The sequence below is a fragment of the Azospirillum formosense genome (assembly GCF_013340925.1).
Taxonomy (GTDB): domain Bacteria; phylum Pseudomonadota; class Alphaproteobacteria; order Azospirillales; family Azospirillaceae; genus Azospirillum; species Azospirillum formosense.
The window spans coordinates 20,584-27,305 of sequence record NZ_WHOR01000048.1; the positions used below are offsets into that span (position 1 = coordinate 20,584).

Genomic DNA, 6,722 nt, shown 5'->3' on the forward strand with positions numbered 1-6,722 from the left:
AAGGGAGAGATTTGGGACCGGCCCCGGATAGAAAAAAAGCCACGCACGGGAATCGTGCGTGGCCTGAGTCTAGGGAGGAAACGCCCTATAGAGCGTGCTGCCGAGGCAGCAAAACAAAGATAGGGCCGGCGAGGCGTTCTGTCCAGGGGTTATGTAAACGTTTTCATCTCGACGATGTATTCGCAGCGCTGTTACGCCGTCACCACGCTACTGACCGGACGCTTCAGGACGCGCAGCGCCACCGCCGTCGTTACCGTCCCGGCGACCAGCGCCACGACGTAGCCCGCCAGATGGGTGACGGCGTTGGGGATGGGCAGGACGAAGATGCCGCCGTGCGGGACCTTCAACTCGGCCCCGATGCCCATGGAGATGGCGCCGGTCAGCGCCGCACCCAGCACCAGCGCCGGGATGACGCGCAGCGGGTCGCGGGCGGCGAAGGGGATGGCGCCCTCGGTGATGAAGGCAATGCCCAGGATGCCCGCGGCGTTGCCGGCCTCCCGTTCCTCCCGGGTGAAGCGGTCGGCGAACAGCTTGGTGGCGAGCGCGATGCCGAGCGGCGGCACCATGCCGGCGGCCATGGCGGCGGCCATCGGGGTGTAGACCTGGGACGCGATCAGGCCGGTGGAGAAGGCGTAGGCGGCCTTGTTGACCGGCCCGCCCATGTCGAAGGCCATCATGGCGCCGATCAGCAGGCCGAGCAGGATCGCGCTGCTGCCCTGCATGCCCTTCAGCCAGGCGCTCAGCGTCGCCAGGGCCTCCGCCACCGGGGCGCCGACCACGTAGATCATGGCGAGGCCGGTGATGAGGGAACCGAGAAGCGGCAGGATGAGCACCGGCTTCAGCCCCTCCAAATTCTTGTGCAGCCGGATGTTGCGGTTGAGGAAGCTGGTGGCGTAGCCGGCGATGAAGCCCGCGACGATGCCGCCGAGGAAACCGGCGCCGAGGTTGGCGGCGAGGATGCCGCCGACCATGCCCGGCGTGATGCCCGGCCGGTCGGCGATGGAGAAGGCGATGTAGCCGGCCAGCGCCGGGACCATCAGCGCGAAGGCGCCCTTGGCCCCGATCTGGAACAGCGCGTTGCCCAGCGTGCCCTGCTGGCTGTCCTCGAACACGTAGATGCCGCCAAGCGCGAAGGCGATGGCGATCAGCAGGCCGCCGGTCACCACGAAGGGCAGCATGAAGGACACGCCGGTCATCAGATGCTTGTAGGGGCCGCTGCGCTGCGCCGCCGTCCGCTCCACCTTGGCCGCCGCCACGCCGTCGGCGAGCGCCGGAGCCGCGCCGTGGGGCTGCGCCTCGGCCAGCGCGCGTTCGACCAGGGCGCGCCCGTCGTTGATGGCGGGCTTGGTGCCGCTCTTGAAGACGCGCTTGCCGGCGAAGCGGGCGAGGTCCACCTGCGTGTCGGCGGCGATCAGCACGACGTCAGCCTCGCGGATTTCCTGCTTGGTCAGCGTGTCGCGCGCCCCGACCGAGCCCTGCGTCTCCACCCGCACGGCGTGGCCCAGCGACTGGGCGGCCTGCTGGATGCCCTCCGCCGCCATGAAGGTGTGGGCGATGCCGGTGGGGCAGGAGGTGATGGCGACGATCTTCTTCGTGCCCGATTGCGCCGGAGCTTGGGCGGGAGCCAAAGCCTGCTCCAGCACGGCCCGCGCGTCGCGCAGCACGGCGTCGAGCGCCGCGGCGCTGCGCTTCAGCCCGGCGAAGCGCTCCTCGCCCAGATCGCCGGAGCCGACGAGAATGACGCCTTGCGCGCCCTGCGCCGCCCCGGTGGGCAGCGTGTTGCGCACGCCGAGGCTGGAGCGCACCTCCACCTGGATGGTGTGGCCGAGCGCCGCCGCGGCCTTGCGCAGCGCTTCGGCGGCCAGGACGGCCTGGGTGCTGAGATCGCCCGCCGCGATCACGGCCAGCATGTTCGCCATGGTTTCCTCCCGAGCGGTCGCCCGCTCCCCGTTCATTAAAGCGTTGATATCTCGACCTGTCCGGCCAGCGCGCGGACCGCGTCCGCCCCCGGCAGGTTGGGTCCGAAGCAGCCGAGCTTCGCGGTGGCGAAGGCCACGGACAAGCGGGCGACGCCCTCCAGCGTCCGATCCGCCCCGAAGGCGGCGATCAGCCCCGCCACCATGGCGTCGCCGGCCCCCACCGTGCTCAGCGCGTTGACCGCCGGCAGCCGGGCGTGCAGCGCCGGGCCGTCGGCCACGAACAGCGCGCCGTCCGCCCCCAGCGAGACCACCACGACCGCCACGCCGCTGCGGTGCAGGCCGCGCGCCGCCTCCAGAAGGTCGGCGGTGGCGGGCAGCGGCGCGCCGGCCCAGGCTTCCAGCTCGTGCCGGTTCGGCTTGATGCAGAAGGGCAGGTCCGGGGCGGCCAGCGCCGCCGCCAGCGGCGGGCCGCTGCTGTCCAGCACGACGCGGGCGCCCTGGGCGCGCAGGTCCGCCGTCAGCGTCGCGTAGCTGTCCGCCGGCAGCCCGTCCGGCAGGCTTCCCGCCAGCAGGACCGGCGTGCCGGGAAGCACCAGCTCGCGCAGGGTGCGGCGGACGCGGTCGAGCGCGTCGGCGTCGGCGGTCAGGCCGGGCAGGTTGAGGTCGGTGGTGTCGGCGGCGGCGCGGTCGGCGATCTTGACGTTGACGCGCGTCTCCCCGGGCAGCCGGACGAAGCGGTCGGCGATGCCCTTGGCGGCGAACAGCGCCTCGAAGGCTGCGGCATTGCCGCTGCCCAGCAGGCCGGTGGCGACGACGGGCGTGCCCCAGTCGGCGAGGCAGCTCGCCACGTTCACGCCCTTGCCGCCGGCGTTGCGCCGCACGGCGCTGGCCCGGTGGACATGGCCGGGGCGCAGCGCCTCCACCGTGATGGTCTGGTCGATGGCCGGGTTCAGCGTGACGGTGACGACGGGCCGGATGTCTTCTTCATGCGTGCTCATGAGGCATCTCCGTCGAGCGCGCGCACCGCGTCGGCGGTCTCGCACTCCAGCGCCCGTTGCGCGGCCTCCTTCAGGGCGGACAGGTCGCTGCCGCGCAGCCGGTCCTTCACGGCGGGAATGTCGCGCGGCGTCATCGACAGCTCGCGCACGCCGAGCCCGGTCAGCAGGGCCGCGCCGAAGGGGTCGCCGGCGATGCCGCCGCAGACGCCGACCCAGCGGCCGTGCCGCTCCGCCCCTTCCACCGTCAGGCGGATCAGCCGTAGGACGGCGGGGTGCAGGCTGTCGGCCTCCGCCGCCAGTTCGGGGTGCTGGCGGTCGATGGCCAGCGCGTATTGCGTCAGGTCGTTGGTGCCGATGGAGAAGAAATCGACATGGCGGGCCAGGACGTCGGCCTGGATGGCCGCCGCCGGAACCTCGACCATGATGCCCAGCGGCACGGCGGGGGCGTCCAGCTCCGCCCGGATGCGGTCGCAGGCGGCGCGCAGGGCCTGCACCTCGCCCAGCGCCGTGATCATCGGGAACATGATCGACAGGGCACCGCCGTTCTTGGCCGCCCGGTAAAGCGCGCGGAGCTGGGTCTCCAGAAGCTCGGGCCTGCGCAGCAGCAGGCGAGCGCCGCGCACGCCGAGGAAGGGATTCTCCTCGTGGGGAAGCTGGAGGTGCGGCACCTGCTTGTCGCCGCCGATGTCGAGCGCGCGGACGATCAGCGGGCGGCCCTCCAGGGCGGTCAGCATGCCGCGGTAGGTCTCATACTGCTCGTCCTCGCTCGGGGCGTCGCCGCGCTCCAGGAACAGGAACTCGGTGCGCATCAGACCGACGCTCTCCGCCCCTTGCGACAGGGCGACGGCCACCTGATCGGGCCGGTTGACGTTGGCGCCGATCTCCACCTCGTGGCCGTCGCGGGTGCGGGCGGGCAGGCCGCGCCGGGCCTCCTCCTCCGCCTTGCGGGCCTCCTCCCGCGCGATCCAGGCGCGGGCGTCGGCAGTGTCGGCCTCGGCGGGGGACAGGTGCAGGCGCCCGCTCTGCCCGTCGAGGATGGCCGGGGTGCCGTTCGCCAGCTCCATCAGCGCCGCGCCGCCCGCCACCATGGCCGGCAGGCCCAGCGTGCGGGCCAGGATGGCGGTGTGGGAGGTCGGGCCGCCCTGCGCCGTCGCCAGCCCGATCACCCGCGCCATGTCCAGCGCCGCCGTGTCGGAGGGCGACAGGTCCTCGGCGATCAGGATGCAGGGGGTGTCCGGCAGGTCCGGCGCGCCGCCGGTGCGCAGCGCCGGGTCGATCCGCGCCAGCACGCGCTGGCCGACGTCGCGCAGGTCGGCGGCGCGCCCGGCCAGCACGGGGTTGTCGAGCGCGGCCAGCCCGGCGGCGGTGCGTTCCACCGCCTGATGCCAGGACCAGGCGACGCCGTGCCCCTCGACCATGAGCTGGCAGGCCAGGGTCACGAGGTCGGTGTCGTTCAGGATCTCCGCATGGGCGGTGAAGATGGCCGCTTCGGACGGCCCGAGCCGGCGGGCGGTGTCGTCGGCCAGCGCCTTCAGATTCTGGCGGGTCAGGCTCAGCGCCTCGTGCAGGCGGTCGCCGCCCTCGATCAGCGGGACCGGCTCGTCGGGCACGGACACCGCGGCGCGCGGCAGCACATGCACCGGGCCGATGGCGAGGCCGGGGCTGGCGGCGATTCCCGGAACGGCGGGCAGCGGGTTCGGCGGCGTCCAGCCGCGCGCGGGGGCGCGGGCCTTCTGCGCCGCCGCGGCGGCGTCCGCCTTCTCGCGCGCGGTCAGGCGGGTGATGGTCGCCTTCATGCGGGCCAGCGCCGCCACGGCGTCATCGCCCTCCGCCGAGACGACCACGCTGTCGCCCGCGCGCAGGCCGAGCTGGAGCAGCGCCACCAGCGCCTTGGCGTCGGCCACCAGATTGCCGTGGCGGACCTGGATGCGGGCGGCCGAGGCGCGCGCCGCCTCCACCCAGGCGGTGGCCGGGCGGGCGTGCAGGCCGGTGGGGTAGTCGACCACCCAGTCGAACCGCTCCGCCAGATCGCCGCCCGGCGTGGTGGGGGCGGCAACGGGCGCGTCCTCGCCGAGGGCGGCGGCGAGGGCGGCGGGGTCGGTGACGGTGAACAGGGCGGTCAGCCGCGCCTCGTCCTGCATCAGCCGGGTCAGGCGGCGCAGCACGGCGATGTGGGCGTCGGACTGGGCGGCGATGGCGACCACCAGATGGGCCGTCTGGCCGGGATTCCATTCGATGCCGCCCGGCACCTGGAGGACGGCGATGCCGCTGCGGCGGACCATGCCGCGGTCCTCGACCATGCCGTGGGGGATGGCGACGCCATGGCCGAGGAAGGTGTTCGCCACCGCTTCCCGGCGCAGCATGCTGGCGGCGTAGGCCGGATCGATGCAGCCGGCGGCGATCAGCAGCTGGGCGGCCTCGCGGATCGCCTCCTCCTTGCCGGCGGGGCTGGTGTTCAGCCGCAACAGATCGGGCCGCAGCAGATCGGTGGTTAGGCCGGTGGGCATGAGGGCGGTGTTGGTGTCGGGGGCCATGGCGGGTCCGTCTCCTCCGTTCGGTGTGGCGCCGGGCGGTCTTGGGTGTCGTCCTTGCAGCGCTGTTATTGAAAACGATTACATCGGGTCGTGTCAACGGAGTTTGCATTGAATCAGCCCACTCCTTCGGGCAGACTGTGCCGTGTAGGACGGGCGTATGGCCCTAAAGGATGGAAACGATTTCAAAAACAGTTTCACGACGGATCGGTGACCGGATCATCATGAGCGACAGCGTCAAAGCCATCGGAATCAAGGACGTCGCCCGTGAGGCCGGGGTCTCGGTCGCCACGGTGTCGCGGGTGCTGAGCAACGGCCCGGTCAGCGACGCGCTGCGGGCGCGGGTGGAGGACGCGGTGCGGGCCACCGGCTACCGCCCGAACCTGTCGGCGCGGCGGCTGCGCTCGCAGCATTCCCAGACCATCGGGCTGATCGTCTCGGACATCCGCAACCCCTTCTTCACCGCGGTCAGCCGCGCGGTGGAGGACGCCGCCTTCCAGGCCGGCATGCGGGTGATCCTGTGCAACACCGACGAGAACCCGGAGCGGGAGGCCATGTACCTGCGGCTGATGCAGGAGGAGCGGGTGACCGGCCTGATCTTCGCGCCGACCCGCGCGACGCTGGCCCGGCTCGACCGGACCGACCTCGATTTTCCCGTCGTGCTGATCGACCGCAGCGCGCCGGCCGGGCGCTTCGATTCGGTGGTGCTGGACAACCCGCAGGCCGCCGCCCTGCTGGTCGATCACCTGCATGGCCAGGGCTACCGCCGCATCGCCGGCCTGTTCGGCAACACCAGCACCACGGCGGTGGAGCGCCACGCCGGCTATCAGGCGGCGCTGGCCGCCCACGGGCTGCACGCGGAGGCCCGCTTCGTTCCCCCGACGGCGGAGGCGGCGGAGGCGGAGATCGCCCGCTGGCTGGCGGAGGCGCGGCGGTCCGGCGCCATGCCGGACGCGGTGATGGTCAGCAACAGCCTGCTGCTGATGGGGGTGGTCAAGGCGACGCGGACGCTGGGGCTGACGATCCCCGGCGATCTGGCGGTGGCCGGCTTCGACAACGAGCCGTGGACGGAGCTGGTCGGCCCCGGCCTGACGGTGATCGAACAGCCGGTCCACGAGATCGGGCGGGCGGCGATGACGCTGCTGTTCGAACGGCTCGACGATCCGGAGCGGGCGACGCGCACGGGCTGTCTCTTCTACACCTATGACGATGGCGACGATTCACTCCGTGACGAGTACGAGTGGGTGCGTATCTTGTGTATAACAGTACGCGTG

At 72.3% G+C, this 6,722-nt stretch carries 4 protein-coding genes; 1 reads left to right on the top strand and 3 read right to left on the bottom strand.

The genetic code is table 11. The annotated features are described in order from the left end of the window. Positions 1 to 191: 191 nt before the first annotated feature. From GBZ26_RS09180 to ptsP, 3 genes are read right to left on the bottom strand one after another with little or no spacing between them, the layout of a single operon-like run. Entirely contained in the window at positions 192 to 1,919 is a 1,728-nt protein-coding gene (locus GBZ26_RS09180) for a fructose-specific PTS transporter subunit EIIC (protein WP_174438577.1), read from the bottom strand. A 35-nt stretch (positions 1,920 to 1,954) separates the two neighbouring features. After that, positions 1,955 to 2,917, bottom strand: coding sequence for a 1-phosphofructokinase (gene pfkB / locus GBZ26_RS09185; RefSeq protein ID WP_174438578.1), 963 nt, complete (start codon positions 2,915 to 2,917; stop codon positions 1,955 to 1,957). Beyond that, complete coding sequence (ptsP, locus tag GBZ26_RS09190; RefSeq protein ID WP_246654124.1) at positions 2,914 to 5,451, bottom strand: phosphoenolpyruvate--protein phosphotransferase; 2,538 nt, start codon at positions 5,449 to 5,451, stop codon at positions 2,914 to 2,916. Before ptsP ends, pfkB begins: the two co-directional genes overlap by 4 nt. Positions 5,452 to 5,672: 221 nt before the next feature. On the opposite strand from ptsP, the gene GBZ26_RS09195 reads away from it, so the two are divergent. Then, positions 5,673 to 6,722 (top strand): LacI family DNA-binding transcriptional regulator (locus GBZ26_RS09195; protein WP_247884790.1); only part of this gene is annotated, 1,050 nt, incomplete at its 3' end.

Coding starts and splice junctions, on each gene's coding strand:
- pfkB (WP_174438578.1), bottom strand. CDS start 2,917: ATGAGCACGCATGAAGAAGACATCCGGCCCGTCGTCACCGTCACGCTG.
- GBZ26_RS09180 (WP_174438577.1), bottom strand. CDS start 1,919: ATGGCGAACATGCTGGCCGTGATCGCGGCGGGCGATCTCAGCACCCAG.
- ptsP (WP_246654124.1), bottom strand. CDS start 5,451: ATGGCCCCCGACACCAACACCGCCCTCATGCCCACCGGCCTAACCACC.